Raw genomic sequence first — 23,624 nt, forward strand, 5'->3', positions numbered from 1 at the left:
GGCTGTCGGGGTTAAACTTGCGGTTCGTCATCCTTGCGTGGGCGCTGGGAAAGCCTATGGTCATCCAACGGCGAATAAGGCACAGACTCGCGTCGCGCCAAGACAAAATGGCGGCCCAGCGCAATCAACACACCCAGCACCAATCCTCCAACCAGACTCAGCGCGATCACCAAGCCTTTTTTCGGCTTGATCGGGCTCAGCGGCTCCTGGGCACGGCGGTCAATGGTGACCAGTTTCAGGTTACTCATGTCAATATTGAGGCCCTTCAACCGCGCGACTTCAGCTCGCAATGGTTCAACATCCTGCAAGAAGATGTCTTCATTCCCACGCTTTTTCAGCACTTCCACTTCACGGTTGACCTGCAACATCTGCAACTCTTTGCCAATTTCTGCAATGCGGCTGTTGGTAAAGTCGTCGTTGGTTCGCGCCTGCAAGGCCGTGCGCTCTGCCTCAAGCGCTTCGGTACCCATGAAGTACAGCGGGATTTTCTGGTTATTGACCTCGGTGCGCATGACTTGATTCGAGCCGCTGCGCGATGCATCCGCCATAGAGGAAGGCGTCGTCGGCGTCTTGATGCCCATCGACTTGGCGATGGAAATGGCCTCTGCCAGCTCCGCCAACCGATCCGTTCGCTCCATCTTCATTTGTAGACGCAGGGCACCCAACTCGTCTTCCAATTGGGCTCGCTTGAGCCTGTCGGCCTCAAGCAGCTTGGCAATCTTCGATTCCTTATCGGTATCGTAGTTGGAGCGTGCCGCGTCAATCTTGCCCTTGAGTTCGTTCAGACGGTTATTGACGATCACCTTCAGGTCTGCACCGACCTGGGCACGCTCCATATCAATGGCGTAGTCCACAAAGCCGTTGAGAATTGCCACCCCGTCGATGTCTCTGGGGTACTGCAACTCAAGCCGGATATAGCTGCTCAGGGAATCGGCTTTTTTCGGGTCAGGCAGGATCAGGTTGATGGAGTTTCGGTTGAACTCCTCAAAACTCTGCTCAAGGCTTTGGCCTGATTTCTTGAACGCCTTGAACAGCTCTTCATGGGACTTGAAGAACCCCAGGCGAGCTTCGTAGGAATCGAGTTGCGCCCCCACCTTGTTCAAGGCATCCGCCGGGGGCAGCTTGTAGACTTCGGAACGGTTCAATGCATCGAGTTCGTTGATCGCGGCGGGACGCAGCACGCTACTGACTTGATACTCTCGCGGCGCCAGAAATGCGTAGCCTACCCCCAGGACGCCCGCCAGAATCGTACACCCCAGCACTAACTTTTTTTGCCGCCAGATACCGTGACACAGTTCAATCAGATCAATTTCGTCCGACGCCGCATGAGCTTGGAACCGAGGAGTTTTATTCAAAACTGGAGCACCTTAAAAAGTCGACGTCAACGGCCGCACATATTCATGAAAGACTGAATAACCACTTGAAAAACAGGGACAACGCCCTGTGCACAAGACACACACGATCTACCGATGGTCATCGGACCACTGAGAATGCAGAAAAGTCCCACACAATTGGAGGTTGTTTTCGTTCAGATACCTGAATGTCATTGCCGATGCGCTGAGCGTAGACGAACTTGTAAAGAACCGTGTCCGAAACAGCGCATAAAATAGCGCTAAACACCCGACATTATTAGGAAAATTCGCACGCAGTCATGTGAAACAAGACATTTCTCACAAAATCGATTCAGGTAATCCGTCAGGCTTTGGAAATCTGCCCCATTGACTGTTCATTTTTCAACCAAAAAAGGAATTTGTATGACATCTGTTTCAGAGGACGATTTTCAGGCGCTTCAAGGCGCCTGGGAACAAACGGCGCTCGAAGACAGCGGCGTGTCCAACCCTGCCGATGAGCACAGTGCTCCCGGTGCGATCACCACGATTGCGGGAGATCAATTCCGGGTAGTGACCGTCGACGGTGAGGTGTTACTGGCAGGCAGCTTTACCCTCGATGCCAGCACGGCACCCAAAAGCATTACCTGGGTTGATTCGATGGGTGAAGATGCTGGCAAGCAATTGCTCGCGAGTTACCAGCTGGAAGGTGATCACTTCATGTTTATCGCAGCAGATGAAGGCATGCCCCGCCCTACCCGTTTCAGTACTGGCCCGGGGCAAACCATGCGGACCTTTGTGCGCAGAAGCTGAAGAGGCTGTACATCCGTTCTTGCGACATGGTTTTCACATGGCCTTCACTTATCGGCCTATAGGGTGAAGGCTACCTACTCCAGTGAACACCTTGGCCCGCCGTCCTCGCGGGCTTTTTTTTGCCTGTCCGGCAGCCAGTCAGGCCGGGCGTTTGATGGCGGTGAGGGTATAGCACATGGGCAATTGCGCAGGCTGGTTTTCGTACTGGTCGTAGAGTTTCTCGCGATTGGAGTGCGCAAACTCCTGCAGATGAGTGATCTGCAACCCGGCGGCGATGGCCCCGCTGACGATTTCTCCCAGGGTGTGTACAAACCAATAGGAGGCAGCCGCAACACCTTCAGTCTCACCTTCGTAGACGATGGCCTCCTGCTGCACGAAAGGCTCGCGCTGAAAGTACGAGTTGACCGGCAACATCGGGTTGGGCGCCGTCGGGTCGAATACTTCCAGGAACGGATGGGTTTCGTAAATCACCAGGCCGCCGCCGGGCTTCAGGGTACTGGCGACACGGGCCATGAACAACGCGATGTCCGGCATCCAGTTCAGCACGCCGATGGTGATCAAGGCGAGATCAAAGCGTTCAGCCAATCCACGGGGCAAATGGTGAATGTCGGCCTCGATGAATTCCGCCTTGTACGGGGACGCGTCGGCCAACTCACGAGCTTGCTGCAAAAAGGCCTCGGACTGATCGATCCCCACCACCGTGCGCGCCCCCAGCCCGAACAGCGACAGGCTTTCGCGGCCATTGTTGCAGCCCAGTTGCACCACGTCCTTGCCCTCGACACCGACCTTGCACAGTAATGCGGTCAACGTTGGGTCCAGGCGCGAAAAGCCGGGCTTGGCGACATCCTCAAGCAAGGTGTTCCAGTTGGCGGTGTTTTTATGCAACCTGGCGGATTCGTTCCAGGCGTCCTTGTTGCTGGAAATAGCCTCTTGGGCTGACAGCATGTCCATTGCGGCTCCAAAACGTTCTAGTCATTGCGACAAAAGAAGTCCGCCCTACACCAAAAGCCTCGCCATCCTTGAACCGGTAAAGAGCCTTTACTGTAGGGCGAACGGACGGAAAATAAGCCAGGCTTATTGGATGTTCAACTGTTAACAACAAGATTCCCTGAAAAAACCTGCGCCAGCGCCATTTTTTGATGCAAATGGCGCCACTTTGTACATGTTTTTGCTTTGACGACGGGTGCGCCAGAAACTATCCCCTCACGGCATAGGTCACTATGGCTACCCACCTCTCGCCTGAAGACCGTGCCATGGCCACTCGCTCTGACCTGCGCAACACACTGTCCCTGGACAGCCTGAACTTCTTCCTGGCGGATGTGCGAGACGGACTGGGGCCTTACCTGGCGATTTATCTGCTGGCCGTGCACCACTGGGACCCTGCCAGCATCGGGGTGGTCATGACCCTCGCCGGCATTGCGGCGTTGCTCACCCAGACGCCGGCCGGCGCGTTGATTGACCGAACCCGCAGCAAGCGCGCGGTGATTGTGATCGCCGCCCTGTTGGTCACCGCCAGTTGCCTGCTCCTGCCCTTCGTCAGCTCCTTCAGCCTGGTGGCGCTGACCCAGGCAGCCAGTGCAGCGGCGGCCTCGGTGTTCGCGCCGGCCATCTCGGCGATTTCCCTTGGCATAACCGGGCCACGCGCTTTCACCCGCCGTACCGGCCGCAACGAAACCTTCAATCACGCCGGTAACGCGGTGGCTGCCCTGCTCGCCGGCGGGTTCGCCTACCTGTTCGGCCCGGTGGCGGTGTTCTATCTGATGGCGGTCATGGCAGCGGCCAGTGTCATCGCAGTCAGTTGCGTTTCAGCCAAGGCCATCGACCACGAGGTAGCACGGGGTTTCGACCCTGCCCACAACACCGAACACGAACAGCCGTCGGGGATGGCCGTGCTTCTGGCAAACAAGCCCTTAATGCTGTTCGCCATCTGCTGCGCACTGTTTCACCTGGCCAATGCGGCGATGTTGCCGCTGGTCAGCCAAAAGCTGTCCCAGATCAACCTGCAGATGGCCACACCGCTGACCTCGGCCTGCATCGTCGCGGCTCAGTTGGTGATGGTGCCGGTGGCCTGGCTGGTAGGCGTGAAGGCCGATGTGTGGGGGCGCAAGCCACTGCTGCTCGCCGGTTTCATGATCCTGCCGCTGCGGGGCGTGCTGTATACGCTGTCCAGTGATCCCTATTGGCTGGTCGCGGTGCAGATGCTTGACGGGGTCGGCGCCGGGGTATTTGGCGCGCTGTTTCCGGTAATAGTCAAAGACCTCACCCAGGGCACCGGGCGCTTCAATGTCAGCCTGGGGGCGCTGTCCACGGCATTCGGCCTCGGCGCGGCCCTGAGCAGCAGCCTGGCGGGTTTTGTCGTGCAGTGGGCGGGTTACAACGCCGCGTTCCTGACCCTGGCGGGTGTGGCTGCGGTTGCATTGGGGTTGTTGTGGGTGGCGATGCCGGAGACTCAGGCGAATCCATCCTTGCACCGCCATACAACTCCCGCCTGACATATGCGACAATGCGCGCCAAATTCCAACATGCACCCATTTTTCTGCTCAGCGACTGGGCCTCACGCCTTGATGTCGCTGCCGACGTATGCCCGTTGGCCTGGGCCACAAAATGGGCCCGGCTCAAATTAGCGCACTCCAAGCTATTGATAGGTAAAGTAATTGATCTCCACAGCTAACATCACCATGCAGTTCGGCGCCAAGCCGCTATTTGAGAACGTTTCGGTCAAGTTCGGCGCAGGCAACCGTTATGGCCTGATCGGTGCCAATGGTTGCGGCAAGTCGACCTTCATGAAAATCCTCGGTGGTGACCTCGACCCGTCCGGCGGCCAGGTCATGCTGGAGCCGAACGTGCGCCTGGGTAAACTGCGCCAGGACCAGTTCGCCTACGAAGAATTCACCGTACTCGACACCGTGATCATGGGTCACGAAGAGCTGTGGAAGGTCAAGGCCGAGCGCGACCGCATCTACTCGCTGCCGGAAATGACCGAAGACGACGGCATGGCCGTGGCCGAGCTGGAAACCGACTTCGCCGAGATGGACGGCTACACCGCTGAATCCCGCGCCGGCGAATTGCTGCTGGGCCTGGGTATCGGCATCGAGCAGCACAATGGCCCGATGAGCGAAGTGTCACCCGGCTGGAAGCTGCGTGTACTGCTGGCCCAGGCGCTGTTTTCCGATCCGGAAGTGTTGCTGCTCGACGAGCCGACCAACCACCTGGACATCAACACCATCCGCTGGCTGGAAAACATCCTGACCCAGCGTAACAGCCTGATGATCATCATCTCTCACGACCGTCACTTCCTGAACAGCGTCTGCACCCACATGGCCGACCTGGACTACGGCGAGCTGCGCCTGTTCCCGGGCAACTACGACGAATACATGACCGTGGCGACCCAGTCCCGCGAGCAGTTGCTGTCGGACAACGCCAAGAAGAAAGCGCAGATCTCCGAGCTGCAATCCTTCGTCAGCCGCTTCTCGGCCAACGCCTCGAAAGCCAAGCAGGCCACTTCCCGCGCCAAGGCGATCGACAAGATCCAGCTGGCCGAAGTCAAGCCGTCGAGCCGCGTCAGCCCGTTCATCCGCTTTGACCAGACCAAGAAGCTGCACCGCCAGGCGGTCATCGTTGATCGCATGGCCAAAGGCTTTGACGGCAAGACGCTGTTCAAGGACTTCAGCTTCCAGGTTGAAGCCGGCGAGCGCGTGGCAATCATCGGCCCGAACGGAATCGGCAAGACCACCCTGCTGCGTACCCTGGTCAACGAACTGACCCCGGATGCTGGTACCGTCAAGTGGACCGACGCGGCTGAACTGGGCTACTACGCCCAGGACCACGCTTCGGACTTCGAAGACGAGTCCAACCTGTTCGACTGGATGGGCCGCTGGACCAAGGAAGGCGAACAAGTGGTTCGCGGCACCCTGGGCCGCATGCTGTTCTCCAACGACGAGATCCTGAAGTCGGTGAAGGTGATTTCCGGTGGTGAGCAAGGCCGCATGCTGTTCGGCAAGCTGATCCTGCAAAAGCCGAACGTGCTGATCATGGACGAACCGACCAACCACTTGGACATGGAATCCATCGAGGCGTTGAACCTGGCGTTGGAGAACTATCCGGGCACGCTGATCTTCGTCAGCCATGACCGTGAGTTTGTGTCGTCCCTGGCCACTCGCATCATCGAGCTGAGCCCGAGTGGTGTGATCGACTTCAGCGGTACTTATGACGATTACCTGCGTAGTCAGGGTGTGGTTTTCTAAGAACTGCTGGTTGTTTGAAATGCAAAAGCCCCGTCCAGTGTGATGGGGCTTTTTTTTGCGGTTGGGGATCAAACACCCAACTCCCAGACTTCCCCCGAACCCTGTAGGAGCCGTCGAGCCCCAGCGAGGCCGCGATCGCGGTGCATCAGGCAACCTCTTTATCGACTGTGCTTGCGCCTTCGCAGCCTCGCTAAAGCTCGACAGCTCCCCATTCGATTTGCGCAACCCAAGTAGTTGCGATCAAACCCACAACTCCCAGGCTTCCCCCGATCCCCTGTGGGAGCTGTCGAGTCCTGGCGAGGCTGCGATAGCGGTGTATCAGGCAACCTCTTTACCAACTGTGCCGCCGCCTTCGCAGCCTCGCTAAAGCTCGACAGCTCCCACATTCGATTTGCGCAACCCGAGTGGCTGCGATAAACACAAAACTCCCAGACTTCCTCCAAACCCTGTGGGAGCCGTCGAGCCCCAGCGAGGCCGCGATGGCGGTGTGTCAGGCAACCTCTTTACCAACTGTGCCGTCGCCTTCGCAGCCTCGCTAAAGCTCGACAGCTCCCACATTCGATTTGCGCAACCCGAGTGGCTGCGATCAAACACACAACTCCCATACTTCCCCCGATCCCCTGTAGGAGCTGTCGAGCCCCAGCGAGGCTGCGATAGCGGTGTGTCAGGCGATCTCTTTACCAACTGTGCCGCCGCCTTCGCAGCCTCGCTAAAGCTCGACAGCTCCCACATTCGATTTGCGCAACCTGAGTAGTTGCGATCAAACCCACAACTCCCAGACTTCCCCCGATCCCCTGTAGGAGCCGTCGAGCCCCAGCGAGGCTGCGATAGCGGTGTATCAGGCAACCTCTTTACCAACTGTGCCGTCGCCTTCGCTTCCTCGCTAAAGCTCGACAGCTCCCACATTTCACCGTTCCCACTTTTGCTGTCCTGGGCCAGGGAGTACTCATGGGTCCAAAGCCGGTAGGCACGACCGCTCGAAAACACCAAATATAGTTAGCCTGCTTCCTTTTACCCCATGCCCTTGCCATGATGCGTTCACCGCCCGCCCGCGAACGAGTTCCCATGCCTGCCACACAGCCCGCCGCCCCCAGCTCCTTGTCGATCACCCTGCAGATCGTCTCCATCGTCTTCTACACCTTTATCGCGTTTATCTGCATCGGCCTGCCGATTGCAGTGATCCCCGGCTACGTCCACGGCGAACTGGGCTTCAGCGCAGTAATCGCCGGGATAACCATCGGCTCGCAATACCTGGCCACGCTGCTCAGCCGCCCGATGGCCGGGCGCATGTCGGACAACGTGGGCACCAAGCGCGCCATCGTGCTGGGCTTGAGCGGAATCCTGCTGAGCGGCGTGCTGACGTTTATCGCCACCCTGTTGCACAGCCTGCCCATGTTGAGTCTCGGCATATTGATTGTCAGCCGCCTGTTGCTGGGGGTGGCGCAGGGCCTGATCGGCGTTGGCACCATCAGTTGGTGCATGGGCGCAGTCGGCGCCGAACACACCGCACGCTCGATCTCGTGGAACGGCATCGCCTCCTATGGCGCAATTGCAATCGGCGCACCGCTGGGCGTGGTGATGGTTGCCGATTACGGCTATACCAGCCTCGGCATCGCCCTCACGGTGCTTTCCGCCCTGGGCCTGCTGCTGATCCGCAACAAACCTTCAGTGCCCGTGGTGCGCGGCGAGCGGCTGCCCTTCTGGGCGGTCTTCGGGCGTATTGCGCCGTTTGGCACCAGCCTGTGTCTCGCATCGATCGGCTACGGCACTCTCACCACCTTTATCACCCTCTACTACCTGAGCCGTGGCTGGATCGGCGCCGCCTGGTGCCTGACGGTATTTGGCGTGTGCTTTATCCTGTCACGCCTGCTGTTTATCTCCGCCATCAACCGCTTCGGCGGATTCACGGCGGCGATTGCCTGCATGACCATCGAAACCCTCGGGCTCACACTTCTGTGGCTGGCACCGTCCACTGGCGTGGCCTTGATCGGCGCCGGGCTGACCGGCTTTGGCTTGTCGCTGGTGTACCCGGCGCTGGGCGTGGAGGCCATCAAGCAGGTGCCCAACAGCAGCCGGGGCGCCGGGTTGAGTGCGTATGCGGTGTTTTTTGACCTGGCGCTGGCGATTGCCGGCCCGGTGATGGGCGCCGTGGCGTTGAACCTGGGCTATTCGTGGATCTTCTTTTGCGCAGCCCTGCTCTCGGTCACCGGCCTGGGCCTGACGTTGATGCTCAAGCGCCGCGCTTACTGATCAGCCGTCTGCAAACCCGCGCGGGTGGATTGCCCGAGGGTGTGATTGAAAAACCGCCCGGCCTCGGAAATCAGGTCGCGGTGGATGCTTTCACGGTCAACCCCGTCGGCATCGGTGCACATGGCGGGCATCGCGGCCAACTGGCTCTCATCGCAAGGCGCCATGAACACAAAGTGCCCTGCCCCGGCCAACAGTTTGAAGTCCGGCGGCTCCGGCAGCTTGCGCGCCAGGGCCTCGGCGTTCTTGTCCACGGCCACCAGCTTGTCACCGTCGCCGCTGTAGAGCTGCACCGGCACATGCACGTCTGCCAGGGTGTGACGGCCAAACATCAAGCTCAACGGCGCCATCAACATCAACGCGTGGATGCGCGGGTCGGCCTGGGGTTGCAAATCGTCACGGTCGACGATCAGTTCGCCCTTGGTGGTGCAGGCGTCGCGATCTTCGGGGCGTTGTTGGCAGTAGCGACGCAGGCGGTCCAGGTCCGGCTTGGCGCCGGCGAGGATCAACGCGGTTTCGCCGCCGGCCGAATAACCGATGACCCCCACCTGATCGACGTTGACGAACGGCGACAGCATCGGGTCGCCAAGGGTGGCGGTGATGGCTTCGGAAATCTGGATCGGGCGCCCATACAGGTTGCTCAAGGTGCCCAGGCGGCTGTGGTCCTTGTAGTTGTCGCCGGGGTGCAGCACCGCCACCACGACGAACCCCTTGCGTGCCAGAGAGGTGGCCAGGTCGTGCAGCGCCAGGGGTGTGCCGGTATTACCGTGGGACAGCATCAACATCGGAAAGCGGCCGATGGCGATTTTCGAGTCTTCAGTGGCGGCAATGTTATAGGCGCCTACATGGGTGGTGTGTTCAAGGCCCGTAGACGGATAGAACGCGACGGCTTTCATCGGCTGCAAGTCGAGCGGGTCGAGAAAGGTCATGCGGTGGAAGCCCACACTCCAATGAGGGTGCGGCGCGGGCGCGGCTTGCACTGAAATCAGGCCGCCGAGCAGAGAAAGAACCAGGATTGCACAAAGACGCATCATGGGGATGTCCACCTTTGCTGCGTAAGCCCGCGTAGCTGTTGAAATATCCATGGTTCAGGCGCTCGGACGGGCAGGGTTTACCCATGCGTGCATAACCTGGGCCAAAGTAGTGACAGCGGGTAAACGAAAAAACTCCGTACTCCGTTCGCTTTTCAGGCGAGCAGAATACAGAGTTTAGGCGCCTCGAATCAGATTGATATCGAGGAACAGCAAAATTTACACAAGTCTTACGCTGCGGCGAACAACTGGTCGCTGATCAGTACATGGGCGTCGCTGAGTGCCTTGGTACGGGCCTCGTCACCGTAAGCCAGGCCGTGGGCACGGACGAACTCGATGTCGGTGATCCCAAGGAAACCCAACAGCACGGTCAAGTAGTCTTCGTGGGCTGCGCCCGTCGGCTGGCCCACATGCAAGCCGCCGGAGGTGGAGACGATGATGACTTTCTTGCTGCCACACAGGCCTTCCGGGCCGGCTTCGGTGTAACGGAACGTCTGGCCGGCGACGGCAATGCGGTCGATCCAGGCTTTCAGTTGGGTCGGGATGGTGAAGTTGTACATCGGCGCAGCCAGCACTACGGCGTCTGCTGCCAGGAATTCGGCCAGGGTGGAAGCGCTCAAGTCAGCTTCGTGCTTTTGCACGGCGTCGCGCAATTCGGCGGCAGTGCCCAGGGCGCCTAGGGTGACACCGGAGAAGTGACTGATGGCGTCAGCGGCCAAGTCACGATAAACCACTTCGACACCCGGCTCTGCTGCCTGCCAGGCTTTGACCACACCTGCGCTCAACTGACGGGAAACCGAGTTGTCGCCGAGGATGCTGGAATCGATATGCAACAGTTTCATGGTTCATCTCCAAGTAAGTATCGCCAAGGGCGACTGAATGGAAATAAGCCTACAGATGAAACCAATCCGCGATTAGTCGGGCAAAATGCGATTGTTCGTCCCACTTACAGGACAGTGCCGTTAATGCGATGAGACATAGATAGACGCAGTGGTCGGCGCCGGCAGCGCATAGGTGCGCTTCATCCAGTCAATTTCTTCATGAGGCGTGCGACCGAAAAACCGCTTGAACTCACGACTGAACTGCGAGGCGCTCTCGTACCCGACCTTGGCACAGGCAGTGGCGGCACTGATATCGCTCCTGAGCATCAACAATCGCGCCTGGTGCAAGCGCGTCGACTTCAGGTACTGCATAGGCGAAGTGTCAGTCACTGTACGAAAGTGTGCGTGAAAACTCGGCACACTCATCATTGCCTCCTTGGCCAGCTCCTCCACGTCCAGGCGCTGATCATAACAAGCGTGAATCTTGCGAATCGCCCGGGCCACCTTGCCAAACTGGCCCTGGCGATTCAGCGCCGCGCGCATTGAACCGCCCTGCTCCCCGGTGATGATGCGGTAGTAGATTTCCCGCATCAGGGTCGGCCCGAGCACCCGCGCCTCCACCGGCACGCTCATCACTTCCAGAAAGCGCAGCAACGATTCACTGAGCTTGTCGTCCATTGGCGAGGAGTACATACCCTTGGGCCTGGCTTCGGGCTGCGGCGCCAACGCGTCGAGTTCCAGCATCAGTTCGGCGGCCAGGTTGAAATCCAGGCGCAAATACACCGCGAGCATCGGCTCTGCTTCACTGGCCTCGGTTTCCATGGTGAACGGCACCGGCAGCGACACCACCAGGTAGTGCTGGGCGTCGTAGACATAAATGTCTTCACCCAAGTAACCGCGCTTGCGGCCCTGGCACACGATCACGATGCCCGGGTCGTAAAGCACCGGAATTCGCGTCAGCGGCCGGTTGGAACGCAGGAAACGCACGTCATCCAGCGGCGTCAGGTTGTAACCCTCAACGGGCGCCAACTGTCCCATCAGCTCGATGATTCGGCGGGTACGCGGATGTTCAAGGCTCATTGGAATGCACTGACCGGGAAAACCAAAAGGTAACCCGTCGATGCCTCACTGGCCAGCCAACTCTACCGCTCAGCGAGGAGCAGGTTCACGTCAAATACCTGCTTCCTCCTGTAGGAGCGAGCTTGCTCGCGAAAAACGTCAACGATAACGCGGGATCCTGAATACACGCGCCGTACCGGTTTTCTTCGCGAGCAAGCGCGCTCCTACATTTTAGGGTGGATTTGCCTGCGCGGGACGCGGATAGTTCGTCCCATACACAGGACAATAGGCCGACCATGCAAGATCTGAATGACCTCTACTATTTCGCCAAAGTAGTGGAAGCCGGCGGTTTCGCCGCCGCTGGCCGGCTGCTGGGGATTCCCAAATCACGGCTGTCGCGGCGCATTGCCGAACTGGAAGAACGCCTCGGCGCCCGTTTGCTGCAACGCACCACCCGCCAACTGACCCTGACTGCCGTGGGTGAACGCTACCTGCGCCACTGCCAGGCAATGCTGCTGGAAGCGGAAATGGCCGATGAGGCAGTGGCCAGCATGTCCAGCGAACCCCGTGGCCGGCTGCGGGTCAGCAGCCCGGTGGGCCTGGCTCACCAATTTCTGCAGACCGTGGTGGCGGAGTTTCTCACCGCCAACCCGCTGGTACAGTTGGACATGACCCTGGTCAACCGCCGCGTCGACCTGGTGGCCGAAGGCATTGATGTGGCCCTGCGCGTGCGCGAACTGGGGGATGAAGACCCGTTGCTCGTCACCAAGCGCCTGCGCCAGGCCCAGACGGCGATTGTCGCCAGCCCCGGCTTTGTGCGTGAGCGGCAGATCAACAGCCTGGAAGACCTCAAGCAATTGCCGGTGCTGGGCGCCCTGGAAGCAGACCGCATGGTGCACTTCCGCATGCTCAGCCCGGAGGGCAACAGCCACGACCTGGTCATGGAAGCCCGATTGGGCATCGACGATTTCCTGGTACGCAAGGCCTGCGCCCTCGCCGGCCTGGGGTTTACCGTGCTACCCATGATGTATTGCGAGGAAGAATTGGCCAGCGGCCAGTTGGTGCAGCTCTTGCCCGAATGGTCATTGCCGGGTGGCTGGTTGCAGGCGGTCTACCCTCATCGGCGCGGCGTGTTGCCAGCCGTGCGGGCCTGGATCGACCATCTGGATAACGCCTTCAAAGGCTGTGGAGACCGTCTGTTATGAGACTGACCGAAGAACAAGTCGCCGAGTTTTGCCTGGGCTTGCCCGGTGCGCGGGAAGATTACAAATGGGGCGGCGTGCGGGTGTTTTCGATTGCCGGCAACAAGATGTTTGCCTTGCAGAACCTGCGGGGTGACTCGCTGGCGTTCAAGGTCGACAAGGAGCTGTTCCTGGGCCACGTAGACCGCCCGGGCATCCACCCGGCGCCGTACCTGGCACGGGCGCAATGGATCATCATGGAAACGCCCTACCCGCTGGGCGCTGAAGAACTGCGTGGCCTGTTGCAGCGTTCCCACCAATTGGTGGTGAGCAAGCTGCCCAAGCGCACACAGGTCGGTTTGTTGCTAGAAAATCGAGAGTAGCGTGCCGCCGAGGAACAACTGGTCAATCCAGAACACCTGGTGCAGCAACACGATCAACCAGAACACCACCTGATAAGACACCTTGCGCGTCTTGTGGCGGAACACCTGCTGGGCAATCAACGCCCCCGGCCAACCGCCTGCCAGCTCCACCGCATGCAGGACGTTTTCCGGGGTGCGCCAATTGTTTTCACGGGCCTTGCGCTTGTCGCTCCAGTACAACAGGAACGCCACCACGCTGACCACGCCATAGGCCACCAACGGGATCAACGAAACCCCGCGGTACCCCAGCAACGCCGAACCAAACAGCGGCGCGGCGCACAACAGCACCAACACCAGCGCCTTCAAGCGCGGATGCTGGATGTTCATGGCTTGACGGCTGACCAGTCGATCCAGCCGAATTGCCAGGTGGCCAGGATCACCAGGCCGAAGGCGATCCGGTACCAGGCAAACGCCGCGTAGCTGTGGCTGGCGATGAACTTGAGCAGCGCCTTGACCGCGATCATCGCAAAGATGAACGAGGTGACAAACCCGATGGCGAACACCGGCAGGTCATCGGGCTGGAACAGGTGGCGGTACTTGTAGCCCGAATACACCGCCGCGCCGACCATGGTCGGCATCGCCAGGAAGAACGAAAACTCGGTGGCGGTCTTGCGCGACAGGCCGAACAACAGGCCGCCAATAATGGTGGCACCGGAGCGCGAGGTGCCCGGGATCATCGCCAGGCACTGAGCGAAGCCGACCTTGATGGCGTCCTTCCAGGTGATGTCGTCGACGGTTTCGGCGTGCACTTCATGTTGGCGACGCTCAGCCCACAACATGATGATGCCGCCCACTACCAATGCCGCCGCTACGGTGATCGGGTTGAACAGGTAGTGTTTGATCAGGTCGGCGAAAATCACCCCCAGCACCACCGCCGGCAACACGGCGATCATCAGGTTGACGGTGAAGCGCTGGGCGTTGCGCTGGGTCGGCAAGCCGATTACCACGTCGAGGATCTTGCGTCGAAACTCCCACACCACCGCCAGGATCGCGCCCAGCTGGATGATGATATTGAACGCTTCAAAGCGCTCGCCACCGAAGTTGATCAAATCGGCCACGATAATCTGGTGCCCGGTACTGGAGATCGGCAAAAACTCCGTCAGCCCTTCTACAACCCCGAGTATCAGTGCCTGTACGGCGGTCCAAAGATCCATCGATTCCCCCAAAGGTCATGCCCGCGGCATGCCTCGTTCATATTTTTTAGACGTTCACTAACGAAGAGTGCGCTGCAAGCACAGCGCAAATAATCAAGGCCGAACTGCGAAAATTCCGTGAAAAATCAGGGCAGGACTCAGGTTTTTTGATTCTGGGCCGAAAGCCTATCAGACAAGCCGGAAATGTCGATGCAGCACCCAAAATTATAAGAACACGGAGTGACAGGACCATGAACAGTTTGCGCAATATGTCTATCAGCCGGCGACTCTGGCTGATCCTGATCGTCGCCGTGCTGATGCTGCTAACCCTCGGCCTGCTTATGCTCAAGCAGATTCATGGCGACCTGTACCAGGCCAAGAGTGAGCAGACCCAGCGTGTGGTGCAAACCGCCAGCGGGATTCTGACTTATTATCACAGCCTCGAAATCAGCGGCGTCCTGACCCGTGAAGCGGCGCAGAAGCAAGCCTTGAGCGCGGTACGTGGCCTGCGCTACGGCAAGGACGACTACTTCTGGATCAATGACCTCACGCCCGTGATGATCATGCACGCAGCCAACCCCAAGCTCGACGGCCAGAACCTGTCGGCCATCCGCGATCCGGACGGCTTTGCCGTGTTCAACGAGTTCGTGATCCTGGCCAAGGCCAAGGGCGCCGGGATGGTGAATTACCGCTGGCCCAAGCCCGGGGCCGATGCGCCGGTGGCCAAGACCTCCTATATCCAGCTGTTCGAACCCTGGGGCTGGATCATCGGCTCCGGCGTGTATGTCGATGACGTGCAAGGTGAGTTCCGGGTCCAGGTGTTGAAAGCCTCAATGGTCGGCCTGGTGATTGCCGTGATCATGGCCCTGCTGGTGGTGCTGATTGCCCGCAGTATCGTGCGCCCGTTGCAGCAAGCGGTGAACGCGATGGCCAATATCGCCAGTGGCGAAAGCGACCTGACCCGCACCCTCGACACCCACGGCCAGGACGAGGTCACTCAACTGTCCCGGCACTTCAACAGCTTTACCGCCAAGTTGCGGCAGGTGGTCGGCCAGCTGCAGACCTGCGCCAATGCGTTGGGCCAGTCATCCACTGAACTGGGCAGCAACGCCAGCGACGCCCATGACCGCAGCCAGCAGCAATCGCAGCAAATGGAACTGGTGGCGACGGCGATCAACGAAGTCACCTATGGCGTGCAGGACGTGGCCAAGAACGCCGAGCACGCCGCCAGCGAAATGCGCGATGCCCAGGTACAGGCCGAACAGGGCCAACTCAACATAGACGGCAGCCTGCAACGCATCGACCAGCTCTCCAGCACCATCAGCCAGGCGGTGGAGGTGATTCGTACGCTGTCGACTGAAAGCACGCAGATTGGCGGGGTACTGGAAGTGATCCGCTCCATCGCCGACCAGACCAACCTGCTGGCCCTCAACGCCGCCATCGAAGCGGCCCGCGCCGGGGAGCAAGGCCGTGGCTTTGCGGTAGTGGCCGATGAAGTGCGGCTGCTGGCCCAGCGTACGCAAAAATCCACCGCTGAAATCCAGGCGATGATCGAGCGCCTGCAAGGTCATTCGGAAGCGGCGGTCAAGGTCATCAGCGACAGCCACCAGGCGTCGCAACTGACCATCGAACAAGCAGGCCAGGCCGGCGCGAGCCTCACCGCCATTGGGCAGGCTTTGCGTAATCTCAATGGTTTGAACGCCTCGATTGCCAGCGCCACGTTGCAGCAGGCGCATGTGGTGGAAGACATCAACCAGAACGTGACACAGGCGGCCGGTTTGTCCCACAGCACGGCACTGGCGGCGCAGCAGTCCAGCGTCGCGAGTGCGCACTTGAAGGGCCTGAGCGAACAGCTCGACGGGCTGCTCCGCCAGTTCAAGGTCTAACCCGGATCTCTGCTGAAGGTGGCTTCTGTGGCGAGGGGGCTTGTCCCCCGTTGGGCTGCGAAGCGGCCCCAAACCCTGCCACTCGGTTTTCCTGAAAAAACGCGTTTACCTTATTAGGGCTGCTGCGCAGCCCAACGGGGGACAAGCCCCCTCGCCACAGGTGAGCTCTACCCCCGCGCCCACCACTCTGGTTACAATCACCGCCCTCTTCGACTCCCCCAAGGAACCGCCATGTCCGGGCTTGAACTGTTTGCCGCCGCCCTGGGGGTGATCGCTGTCTGGTTGACGGTTAAACAAAACCCGTGGTGCTGGCCCATCGGCCTGGTGATGGTGCTGCTGTACACCTGGATCTTCTTCGATGTGAAGCTCTACTCCGACATGCTCCTGCAAGTGATCTACGCCGGCCTGCAACTCTACGGCTGGTGGCAGTGGACCCGCGCCGGCGAGGTCAAGCAAGGCCGGCAAGTCACCAGCTTGGGCCTGCAACCGATCCTGCAAGGCCTGGCCGTGGGTGCCCTGGGCAGCCTGTTGCTGGGCGCCGCCATGGCCCACTGGACCGACGCCGCACAACCCTGGCTGGACGCGGCCCTGACTGGGTTCAGCCTGGTGGCGCAGATGTGGATGGCGCAAAAACGCGTGCAGTGCTGGCCATTGTGGGTTGCCCTGGATGTGATCTTTGTCGGGCTGTTCCTCTATAAAGGCCTGTACCTCACCGCCGCACTCTATGCCTTGTTCACCGTGATCGCGGTGCAAGGCTGGCGCGAATGGCGCGCCGACCCGGCGCTACACGCATGAAAGTCGTGGTATTGGCCGGCCCGGAATCCAGCGGTAAAAGCTGGCTGGCCACGCAGTTGCAGGCGCATTTTGGCGGGGTGATGGTGGGCGAATACGTGCGCCATTTTATCGACCACCACCAGCGCGATACCACCCTGGCCGATATCCCCGACATCGCCCGTGGCCAACTGGCCTGGGAGGATGCCGCCCGCGCCCGGCAGCCGAAGTTGCTGATCCTGGATACCAACCTGCTGACCAATAAGCTGTGGAGCCAGACCCTGTTTGGCGACTGCCCGGCCTGGCTCGACAGCGAACTGCTCGCCCGCCACTACGACCTGCACCTGCTGCTGTCGCCGGAGGACGTGGAATGGACTGCTGACGGCCAGCGCTGCCAGCCGGAGTTTGCCGACCGCCTGGCATTTTTCCAGGCCAGCCTTGACTGGCTGGAGCAACATCATCAGCCGTTACGGATCATCCGTGGGGATTGGCAAGCACGCCAGGACCAAGCGTTTTCAGCGGTGGAACAATTATTGGATTGACCGGCGAGGACAGTTTTCATGAATAGCTCATTACGCGTCGCCATAGTCGGAGGCGGCCCCGCCGGGCTGACCCTGGCACGGATTCTCACGATCAACGGCTTTACCGCCAGCGTGTTCGAGCGCGAGCGCGGGCCACTGGAACGACCTCAGGGCGGGACCCTGGATTTACACGTTGAATCCGGCCAACTGGCGCTCAAAAAAGCCGGCCTTGAAGATGCCTTCCACACCATCGCCCGTTATGAAGACCAAGGCTCGCGCCTGATGGATAAACACGCGCGACTGCTGTTTGAAGACCCCAGTCCGGCCGCAGGCGACCGTCCGGAAGTCGACCGCACCGCCTTGCGGCAAATCCTCCTGGATTCATTGCCTGCTGATTGCGTGAAATGGGACGTCAACGTCACTGAGATCCGCCAGGCCGGGGACGCGTGCTGGACCGTGCATCAGGGCGACACCGTCCACGGCCCGTTTGACCTGGTCGTCGGCGCCGACGGTGCCTGGTCGAAAGTGCGCCCCTTGCTGTCGCGCTATCAACCGCAATACAGCGGGCTGACGTTTATCGAGTTCGGGATTGATGACGTCGACCGCCGCCACCCGGCCCTGGCCACGCTCGTCGGCCAGGGCAAACTGGACGTTTCGGGCGACGCCAGGTTGCTGGTCGTGCAACGCAACGCTAACGCGCATCTGCGCGGCTATGGAATCTTTCGCGTCCCCACTGACTGGGCGGCGCAGCAGCTGGACTGGTCTTCGCCACAGGCGACCCGCCAATCGCTGCTGGCGCAGTTCGAAGGCTGGCACCCGGACATCCTGGCGCTGCTGCATGCCTCAAACGAGCGCTTTGTGTCCCGGGCCATTTACGCGCTGCCCGTCGGGCATCACTGGGCACACCGCCCAGGCCTGACGCTGATCGGCGATGCCGCACACCTGATGTCACCGTTTGGTGGCGAAGGCGTCAATGCGGCGATGCTCGATGCTGCGGAGCTGGCTCGGCACCTGATCGAAAACAGCTCATGCTCCGAGGCGGTAAAGGCCTATGAAACGCAGATGTTCGAGCGCATAGAGCCGATCGCCCGTGACAGCGCCGAAGCGGCCGCCACCCAACTCTCCCATGATGATATCGACCTCTCCCTGGCGCATTTTCGCAGCCACAGCGCGCAAGGCTGAAGACCGGTTATCGGGCCAACGCAGCTCTCCACCCAGGGCACAGGTCAATCCTTAAAAGGAGATTGGCCTATGAACATGCGCATTGTTGCCCGCTTGATCAACTTGCCCGAAGACCGTGGCGTTCGTGTTGAAACCGCCGCCCACAAGCTCCTGCTGGTGCGTTCGGGCAACCAGGTGCGGGCGTATCAGGCGGAGTGTCCCCACGCCGGGGCGCCTTTGGAGCAAGGCGTCATCTGTGACGGGAGGATCATTTGCCCGTGGCACAAGGCGGCTTTCCGGGTAGACGACGGCCAGGTCTGCGAGCCGCCCGCATTGGTGCAGCTCACGCAGTACCCGGTGGAGATTCACGATGGCGTGGTCAGTGTGGGCGACAAAGCGCTGCCCTCTTCATCCGCCCCACAGGCCGATGATTCCCGCTGCTTTATCGTGATTGGCGCAGGCGCGGCTGGCTCGGCGGCCGTCGCCACCCTGCGCCGAGAAGGCTTCGGCGGCCGCCTGCTGTGGATCGACCAGGAGCAACATCCTGCTTACGACCGAACCGCCTTGAGCAAATTCGTCATCGCAGGCGAGATGCCGCCCGACGAAACCCCGCCGTTGCTGGATGAAGCCAGCTACCGCGACATCCAGATCCACGGCGAAGTCCAAAACCTTGACCCTCACGCCAAATGCCTCCAACTCGTAGACGGTCGCCGCTTCGACTACGACGCGGCGCTGCTGGCCACCGGCGGCGAGGCCAAACCGCTGGATATTCCGGGCGCCGTACTCAATAACGTCTTTGTGCTGCGCTCACGGGACGATGCGGCGCGCATCGTTGAGGCTGCGCAACCGGGCAAATGCGCGGTGGTCATCGGCGACAGCTTTATTGGCCTGGAGGCCGCGTCAGCGTTACGCAAGCGCGGGTTGACGGTCCAGGTCGTGGGCCGTCACGAGATTCCTCTGGCGGCCCAACTGGGCAAGCGCATCGGTGCGTCACTGCGCCAATTGCATGAGGCCAATGGCGTGATATTCCATAGCGCCAGTGAGCCCGCGCGCCTCGAAGGACACGGGGACGTGACGACGGTCGTGCTGAAAAACGGCCATAGACTGGCCGCAGACCTGGTGCTGATGGGCGTCGGTGTAACACCCGCCACCGGGTTCGTCCGCGGGCTGGAAACCGCCGATGACCAATCGTTGAAAGCAGACGCGAGTTTGCGTGTCGCGCCAGGTTTGTGGGCGGCCGGCGACATGGTGACCTTCCCATGGAACGACCAGCCCGTACGCATCGAACACTGGCGCGTGGCGCAGCAACTCGGGGTGCTGGCGGCGCGCAACATGCTGGGGGCCGAGCAGGCGTTTGCCGATGTGCCGTTCTTCTGGACCTATCACTTCGGCAAGACCTTCGAACTGCTGGGCCATCCCGGTCACTGGAATCAACTCCACGTGGAAGGCGACCTGCAGCAGCACCACTTCATTGCCCTGCTCTGCCGTGGCGATGAAGTGCAAGCAGTGGTTGCCTGTGAACATCAGCGGGCGATGGCACTGCTCTCGCAACGCATGAAGCGCCCGCTGAAAAAGGCCGAGGTGCTTGAGCTGATCCGCGGGCTCTAACGGGCCTTGCGGGTGCCGAGCTGGATCCAGGTCGGCGCATGGTCGCTGGCGTGGGGCTCGTTGCGCACCCACGCATCCACCCCGGCGCCTTTCAGATAAGGTTTGAGCGCCGGATTGAGCAGCAAGTGGTCAATTCGCAGGCCAGCGTTTTTCTGCCAATGCTGGCGGAAATAATCCCAGAACGTATAGACCTGCTCGTCGGGATACAGATGGCGCAACGCGTCCGTCCAGCCCTGCGCCAGCAGGCGCTGATAACACTCACGAGTTTGCGGTTGCAGCAATGCGTCCTTGAGCCAGGAGCGCGGGTTGTAGATATCGAGGTCGGTGGGCACCACATTGAAGTCCCCGGCCAGCAACACCGGGTGTTCACTGGATTGCAGGTGCCTGGCATAGTCGATCAGCCGTTCGAACCACGCCAGCTTGTAATCGAATTTCGGCCCCGGCTGGGGGTTTCCGTTGGGCAAGTACAGGCAGCCCACCAGAATGCCGTGCACGGCGGCTTCGAGGTAGCGGCTTTGATGGTCGGCGTCATCGCCGGGCAAACCCCGGCGGCTTTCCAGCGGTTGCGCGTCGCGGGCCAGAATCGCCACGCCGTTCCACGAGGCCTGGCCCAGGCACAACGCACCGTAGCCGGCGGCGTCAAAGTCGTTGAAGGGAAACAGGCTGTCGGGCGCCTTGAGTTCTTGCAGACAGACAATGTCGGGCTGTTCCCGCGCCAGCCATTCCAGCAGATTGGGCAGGCGGGCGCGGATGCCATTGATGTTGAAGGTCGCGATCTTCAGCGCTTTCATGGGAAGGGTCCTTCCAGGGCTCTTGGAGTAGAGCCCGGAAGGTGTTCGGTCGTTCCGTTTTCAGGCGCGATTGACCTCAGTAGCCCAACGACAGCCCGGTATTGCGCCGTGGGTCGTTGGCCCCATAGAAACGGTTATTGCCCACCGGCTTGCCGTCCAGGGACGGTGCGCCCACCAGGATCGCCGCCAGGTGGTTGGCATCCTGCGGGGCGGCAAACTTGTGGCCCCAGCCTTCGAGGATTTTCTGGGTGTCGGGGCTCAGGGCAAAGCGCTCGATATTGGTCGCCTCAGGCAGCCATTGCTGGTGGAAACGCGGGGCGTCCACGGCTTCCTGAATGTTCATCTTGTAGTCGATCACATTGAGGATGGTCAGCAAAGTAGCCGTGATGATGCGGCTGCCCCCCGGCGTCCCCACTACCATCACCGCCTTGCCGTCCTTGGTGACGATGGTCGGGCTCATGGACGACAGCGGCGTCTTGCCCGGGGCGATGGCGTTGGCTTCGCCCTGGACCAGGCCATACATGTTCGGCACACCGATCTTGGAGGTGAAGTCGTCCATTTCATCGTTGAGAATCACCCCGGTCTTGCTCGCCATTACACCGGCGCCGAACCAATCGTTGAGGGTGTAGGTGACCGAGACCGCGTTGCCCCACTTGTCGACGATGGAGTAGTGGGTGGTGTTATTGCCTTCGTGGGGCGAAACCCCGGGCTTGATGTCCTGGGAGATTCCGGCTTTTTGCGGGTCGATGGCGGCGCGCAGTTTGGCGGCGTAGTCCTTGTCCAGCAGGTGCTCGACCGGGTTCTGCACGAAGTCCGGGTCGCCGAGGTAGCTGTTGCGGTCGACGTAGGCGTGGCGCATGGCCTCGATCTGGTAGTGCAAGCCTTGGGCGGAGTGATAGCCGAGATCGGCCATCGGGTAGCCTTCGAGGATGTTCATGATCTCGCAGATCACCACGCCGCCAGAGCTCGGTGGTGGCGCGGACACCACGTGGTAGCCACGGTAGTCGCACTCGATGGGCGCCAGTTCGCGGGTCTTGTATTTGTCCAGGTCGACCTGGGTGATGATGCCTTTGCCCGACTGGCTGGAATCCACAATCGCCTTGGCTACCCAGCCTTTGTAGAAGCCGTCGGTGCCCTTGGCGGAGATTTCCCGCAGGGTTTTCGCCAGGTCTTTCTGCACCAGCTTCTGGCCCACCAGCATCGGCTCGCCACCGTGGAGGAAGATGCCGCGCAGGTCTTTGTCTTTCTTGAATTCGTCGGTGGCGGTGTGCAGCAGGTCAATATCGCCCTGCTCCAGGGCAAAACCGTCTTCGGCCAGCTTGATCGCCGGGGCGATCACCTGGGCACGCTTGAGGGTGCCGTATTTGCTCAGCGCCAGTTCCATGCCCGATACGGTGCCGGGTACGCCGACGGCCAGGTGGCCCTTGGAGCTGAGGTCCGGAACGACGTTGCCGTCCTTGTCCAGGTACATGTCGGCAGTCGCCGCCAGCGGGGCTTTTTCGCGGAAGTCGAGGAAGGTCTTGCGCCCGTCAGCCAGTTGCACGGTCATGAAGCCGCCGCCGCCCAGGTTGCCGGCCGCCGGGTAGACCACGGCCAGGGCGTAACCCACCGCCACTGCCGCATCCACGGCATTGCCACCGGCCTTGAGCACATCCACGCCCACATGGGTAGCGAGGTGCTGGGCCGTGACCACCATGCCATTTTCGCCAGCCACCGGGGCCTGGGAGGCCGCCTGTACACCGCTGACGGTCAGCACCAACACGGTGGCAATCAACGTTCGGGTAAACGGTTGGTATTTCATCCCTGCATACTCTGTTTATTAGAAGAACTAGAAAGTAATACGTTTCCGATCCAAGCCCCAGCGTTATGCCGCGTTTGTGACAGAGCCTGTCGGTAACGGAATAATGCCCATGCTATATTCCGGGCCTTTACGCTGCGCAGCAGAGGCTTTTCGATGGTGATCAAGAAGACCGGTATCCGCGCCCAGCAAGCCGACCAGACCCGCGCGCGGATTCTCCAGGCGGCGGTCAAGGTCTTCACCCGCGACGGCTATTCCGGCGGGCGTGTGGAAAGCATTTCCCGCGAGGCCGACTCCAACGACCGCATGCTGTATTACTACTTCGGCAGCAAGGAGCACCTGTTTGTGTGTGTGCTGGAGCACACCTATGAACAATTCAACAAGGCCGAAAGCAAACTCAAGCTCGACCTGACTGCACCGGTGCAAGCGTTGCAGGCGCTGGTGGGGTTTATCTGGAATTACTACGTCAAGCATCCCGAGTTTGTGGCGATCCTGAGTATCGAGAACCTGCACCAGGGCAAGCATGCGAAGCAGTCGGGTGAGCTGCGGCGGTTGTCCGGGGAGGCGGTCGGGGTGTTGCGGCCGATCATTGAGGCGGGCCAGGCCCAGGGGCTGTTTCGTGAGGATGTGGACATCAAGCATGTGTACTTGATGATTGCTTCGTTGTGCTACTTCTATAACTCCAACCAGCACACGCTGAGTTCGTTTTTGGGGGAGGATTTGGCGGATAAGCGCCAGCAGCGGGATTGGCTGGGGTTTATCAGTGATCTGGTGTTACGTGGTGTAAAGTAGAAACCGAATCAAAATGT

General features: G+C 60.4%; 21 protein-coding genes. 12 read left to right on the top strand and 9 right to left on the bottom strand.

Going from position 1 to position 23,624, the window contains the following annotated elements:
- Positions 1-11: 11 nt before the first annotated feature.
- On the bottom strand, positions 12-1,355 hold the full coding sequence (locus ACUN0G_RS30000) for a Wzz/FepE/Etk N-terminal domain-containing protein (RefSeq protein ID WP_445575136.1): 1,344 nt from the start codon (positions 1,353-1,355) through the stop codon (positions 12-14).
- A 399-nt stretch (positions 1,356-1,754) separates the two neighbouring features.
- Here ACUN0G_RS30000 and ACUN0G_RS30005 point away from each other — a divergent pair, with 399 nt between their 5' ends.
- Positions 1,755-2,141: a TIGR03067 domain-containing protein gene (locus ACUN0G_RS30005; protein WP_258345627.1), complete on the top strand. Its 387-nt coding sequence runs from the start codon at positions 1,755-1,757 to the stop codon at positions 2,139-2,141.
- 138 nt (positions 2,142-2,279) lie between these two features.
- On the opposite strand, the gene ACUN0G_RS30010 is transcribed toward ACUN0G_RS30005, so the two are convergent.
- Positions 2,280-3,092: a class I SAM-dependent methyltransferase gene (locus ACUN0G_RS30010; protein ID WP_445575137.1), complete on the bottom strand. Its 813-nt coding sequence runs from the start codon at positions 3,090-3,092 to the stop codon at positions 2,280-2,282.
- A 302-nt stretch (positions 3,093-3,394) separates the two neighbouring features.
- On the opposite strand from ACUN0G_RS30010, the gene ACUN0G_RS30015 reads away from it, so the two are divergent.
- From ACUN0G_RS30015 to ACUN0G_RS30025, 3 genes are all read left to right on the top strand, one after another.
- Entirely contained in the window at positions 3,395-4,633 is a 1,239-nt protein-coding gene (locus ACUN0G_RS30015; RefSeq protein ID WP_445575138.1) for an MFS transporter, read from the top strand.
- A gap of 162 nt (positions 4,634-4,795) precedes the next feature.
- Positions 4,796-6,385, top strand: a complete 1,590-nt coding sequence (locus ACUN0G_RS30020; protein ID WP_008436174.1) for an ABC-F family ATPase — start codon at positions 4,796-4,798, stop codon at positions 6,383-6,385.
- A 1,065-nt stretch (positions 6,386-7,450) separates the two neighbouring features.
- Positions 7,451-8,635, top strand: a complete 1,185-nt coding sequence (locus ACUN0G_RS30025) for an MFS transporter (protein ID WP_445575139.1) — start codon at positions 7,451-7,453, stop codon at positions 8,633-8,635.
- On the opposite strand, the gene ACUN0G_RS30030 is transcribed toward ACUN0G_RS30025, so the two are convergent.
- The 3 genes from ACUN0G_RS30030 to ACUN0G_RS30040 form a co-directional block, all read right to left on the bottom strand.
- The gene (locus ACUN0G_RS30030) at positions 8,629-9,666 is read right to left on the bottom strand and encodes an alpha/beta hydrolase family protein (RefSeq protein ID WP_445575140.1); all 1,038 of its coding nucleotides are present in this window, start codon (positions 9,664-9,666) and stop codon (positions 8,629-8,631) included. The genes ACUN0G_RS30025 and ACUN0G_RS30030 overlap by 7 nt on opposite strands.
- 227 nt (positions 9,667-9,893) lie before the next feature.
- Positions 9,894-10,505 carry an FMN-dependent NADH-azoreductase gene (locus tag ACUN0G_RS30035; RefSeq protein ID WP_445575141.1) on the bottom strand — a complete coding sequence of 204 codons (612 nt, stop codon included), beginning with the start codon at positions 10,503-10,505 and terminating at the stop codon, positions 9,894-9,896.
- Positions 10,506-10,625: 120 nt separating this feature from the next.
- A complete protein-coding gene (locus ACUN0G_RS30040) occupies positions 10,626-11,564 on the bottom strand; it encodes an AraC family transcriptional regulator N-terminal domain-containing protein (protein WP_445575142.1) in 939 nt (312 codons plus the stop codon).
- Between the two features lie 275 nt (positions 11,565-11,839).
- On the opposite strand from ACUN0G_RS30040, the gene ACUN0G_RS30045 reads away from it, so the two are divergent.
- Both ACUN0G_RS30045 and ACUN0G_RS30050 read left to right on the top strand, forming a co-directional pair.
- Entirely contained in the window at positions 11,840-12,748 is a 909-nt protein-coding gene (locus ACUN0G_RS30045; RefSeq protein WP_258345522.1) for a LysR substrate-binding domain-containing protein, read from the top strand.
- Complete coding sequence (locus ACUN0G_RS30050) at positions 12,745-13,107, top strand: MmcQ/YjbR family DNA-binding protein (protein ID WP_445575143.1); 363 nt, start codon at positions 12,745-12,747, stop codon at positions 13,105-13,107. Before ACUN0G_RS30045 ends, ACUN0G_RS30050 begins: the two co-directional genes overlap by 4 nt.
- Here ACUN0G_RS30050 and ACUN0G_RS30055 read toward each other — a convergent pair.
- A complete protein-coding gene (locus ACUN0G_RS30055) occupies positions 13,090-13,473 on the bottom strand; it encodes a DUF1294 domain-containing protein (RefSeq protein ID WP_445575144.1) in 384 nt (127 codons plus the stop codon). The genes ACUN0G_RS30050 and ACUN0G_RS30055 overlap by 18 nt on opposite strands.
- Positions 13,470-14,300, bottom strand: coding sequence for an undecaprenyl-diphosphate phosphatase (locus ACUN0G_RS30060; protein WP_421524571.1), 831 nt, complete (start codon positions 14,298-14,300; stop codon positions 13,470-13,472). Before ACUN0G_RS30060 ends, ACUN0G_RS30055 begins: the two co-directional genes overlap by 4 nt.
- Before the next feature lie 230 nt (positions 14,301-14,530).
- Between ACUN0G_RS30060 and ACUN0G_RS30065 the strand changes: the two genes are divergently transcribed.
- The 5 genes from ACUN0G_RS30065 to ACUN0G_RS30085 all read left to right on the top strand — a co-directional run bounded on the left by ACUN0G_RS30065 (position 14,531) and on the right by ACUN0G_RS30085 (position 20,226).
- Positions 14,531-16,165 (top strand): methyl-accepting chemotaxis protein, encoded by a 1,635-nt coding sequence (locus ACUN0G_RS30065; RefSeq protein ID WP_445575145.1) that lies wholly within the window; start codon positions 14,531-14,533, stop codon positions 16,163-16,165.
- A gap of 231 nt (positions 16,166-16,396) precedes the next feature.
- A complete protein-coding gene (gene pnuC, locus ACUN0G_RS30070; protein ID WP_076013592.1) occupies positions 16,397-16,960 on the top strand; it encodes a nicotinamide riboside transporter PnuC in 564 nt (187 codons plus the stop codon).
- Positions 16,957-17,478, top strand: coding sequence for an AAA family ATPase (locus ACUN0G_RS30075; protein WP_258348482.1), 522 nt, complete (start codon positions 16,957-16,959; stop codon positions 17,476-17,478). The genes pnuC and ACUN0G_RS30075 overlap by 4 nt, the downstream gene beginning before the upstream one ends.
- 18 nt (positions 17,479-17,496) lie before the next feature.
- On the top strand, positions 17,497-18,639 hold the full coding sequence (locus ACUN0G_RS30080) for an FAD-dependent oxidoreductase (RefSeq protein ID WP_445575146.1): 1,143 nt from the start codon (positions 17,497-17,499) through the stop codon (positions 18,637-18,639).
- Positions 18,640-18,708: 69 nt separating this feature from the next.
- Positions 18,709-20,226: an FAD-dependent oxidoreductase gene (locus ACUN0G_RS30085; protein ID WP_445575147.1), complete on the top strand. Its 1,518-nt coding sequence runs from the start codon at positions 18,709-18,711 to the stop codon at positions 20,224-20,226.
- On the opposite strand, the gene xth is transcribed toward ACUN0G_RS30085, so the two are convergent.
- Together xth and ggt are read right to left on the bottom strand one after the other, a co-directional pair.
- A complete protein-coding gene (gene xth, locus ACUN0G_RS30090; RefSeq protein WP_445575148.1) occupies positions 20,223-21,017 on the bottom strand; it encodes an exodeoxyribonuclease III in 795 nt (264 codons plus the stop codon). The genes ACUN0G_RS30085 and xth overlap by 4 nt on opposite strands.
- 76 nt (positions 21,018-21,093) lie before the next feature.
- Positions 21,094-22,818 carry a gamma-glutamyltransferase gene (gene ggt, locus ACUN0G_RS30095; RefSeq protein ID WP_445575149.1) on the bottom strand — a complete coding sequence of 575 codons (1,725 nt, stop codon included), beginning with the start codon at positions 22,816-22,818 and terminating at the stop codon, positions 21,094-21,096.
- Positions 22,819-22,971: 153 nt separating this feature from the next.
- Here ggt and ACUN0G_RS30100 point away from each other — a divergent pair, with 153 nt between their 5' ends.
- Positions 22,972-23,607, top strand: coding sequence for a TetR/AcrR family transcriptional regulator (locus tag ACUN0G_RS30100; RefSeq protein WP_421524576.1), 636 nt, complete (start codon positions 22,972-22,974; stop codon positions 23,605-23,607).
- The last annotated feature ends 17 nt before the right edge of the window (positions 23,608-23,624 follow it).

Source organism: Pseudomonas sp. 32A (assembly GCF_052682255.1).

Coding starts and splice junctions, on each gene's coding strand:
- ACUN0G_RS30005 (WP_258345627.1), top strand. CDS start 1,755: ATGACATCTGTTTCAGAGGACGATTTTCAGGCGCTTCAAGGCGCCTGG.
- ACUN0G_RS30010 (WP_445575137.1), bottom strand. CDS start 3,092: ATGGACATGCTGTCAGCCCAAGAGGCTATTTCCAGCAACAAGGACGCC.
- ACUN0G_RS30015 (WP_445575138.1), top strand. CDS start 3,395: ATGGCCACTCGCTCTGACCTGCGCAACACACTGTCCCTGGACAGCCTG.
- ACUN0G_RS30025 (WP_445575139.1), top strand. CDS start 7,451: ATGCCTGCCACACAGCCCGCCGCCCCCAGCTCCTTGTCGATCACCCTG.
- ACUN0G_RS30030 (WP_445575140.1), bottom strand. CDS start 9,666: ATGATGCGTCTTTGTGCAATCCTGGTTCTTTCTCTGCTCGGCGGCCTG.
- ACUN0G_RS30035 (WP_445575141.1), bottom strand. CDS start 10,505: ATGAAACTGTTGCATATCGATTCCAGCATCCTCGGCGACAACTCGGTT.
- ACUN0G_RS30040 (WP_445575142.1), bottom strand. CDS start 11,564: ATGAGCCTTGAACATCCGCGTACCCGCCGAATCATCGAGCTGATGGGA.
- ACUN0G_RS30045 (WP_258345522.1), top strand. CDS start 11,840: ATGCAAGATCTGAATGACCTCTACTATTTCGCCAAAGTAGTGGAAGCC.
- ACUN0G_RS30050 (WP_445575143.1), top strand. CDS start 12,745: ATGAGACTGACCGAAGAACAAGTCGCCGAGTTTTGCCTGGGCTTGCCC.
- ACUN0G_RS30055 (WP_445575144.1), bottom strand. CDS start 13,473: ATGAACATCCAGCATCCGCGCTTGAAGGCGCTGGTGTTGGTGCTGTTG.
- ACUN0G_RS30060 (WP_421524571.1), bottom strand. CDS start 14,300: ATGGATCTTTGGACCGCCGTACAGGCACTGATACTCGGGGTTGTAGAA.
- ACUN0G_RS30065 (WP_445575145.1), top strand. CDS start 14,531: ATGAACAGTTTGCGCAATATGTCTATCAGCCGGCGACTCTGGCTGATC.
- pnuC (WP_076013592.1), top strand. CDS start 16,397: ATGTCCGGGCTTGAACTGTTTGCCGCCGCCCTGGGGGTGATCGCTGTC.
- ACUN0G_RS30075 (WP_258348482.1), top strand. CDS start 16,957: ATGAAAGTCGTGGTATTGGCCGGCCCGGAATCCAGCGGTAAAAGCTGG.
- ACUN0G_RS30080 (WP_445575146.1), top strand. CDS start 17,497: ATGAATAGCTCATTACGCGTCGCCATAGTCGGAGGCGGCCCCGCCGGG.
- ACUN0G_RS30085 (WP_445575147.1), top strand. CDS start 18,709: ATGAACATGCGCATTGTTGCCCGCTTGATCAACTTGCCCGAAGACCGT.
- xth (WP_445575148.1), bottom strand. CDS start 21,017: ATGAAAGCGCTGAAGATCGCGACCTTCAACATCAATGGCATCCGCGCC.
- ggt (WP_445575149.1), bottom strand. CDS start 22,818: ATGAAATACCAACCGTTTACCCGAACGTTGATTGCCACCGTGTTGGTG.
- ACUN0G_RS30100 (WP_421524576.1), top strand. CDS start 22,972: ATGGTGATCAAGAAGACCGGTATCCGCGCCCAGCAAGCCGACCAGACC.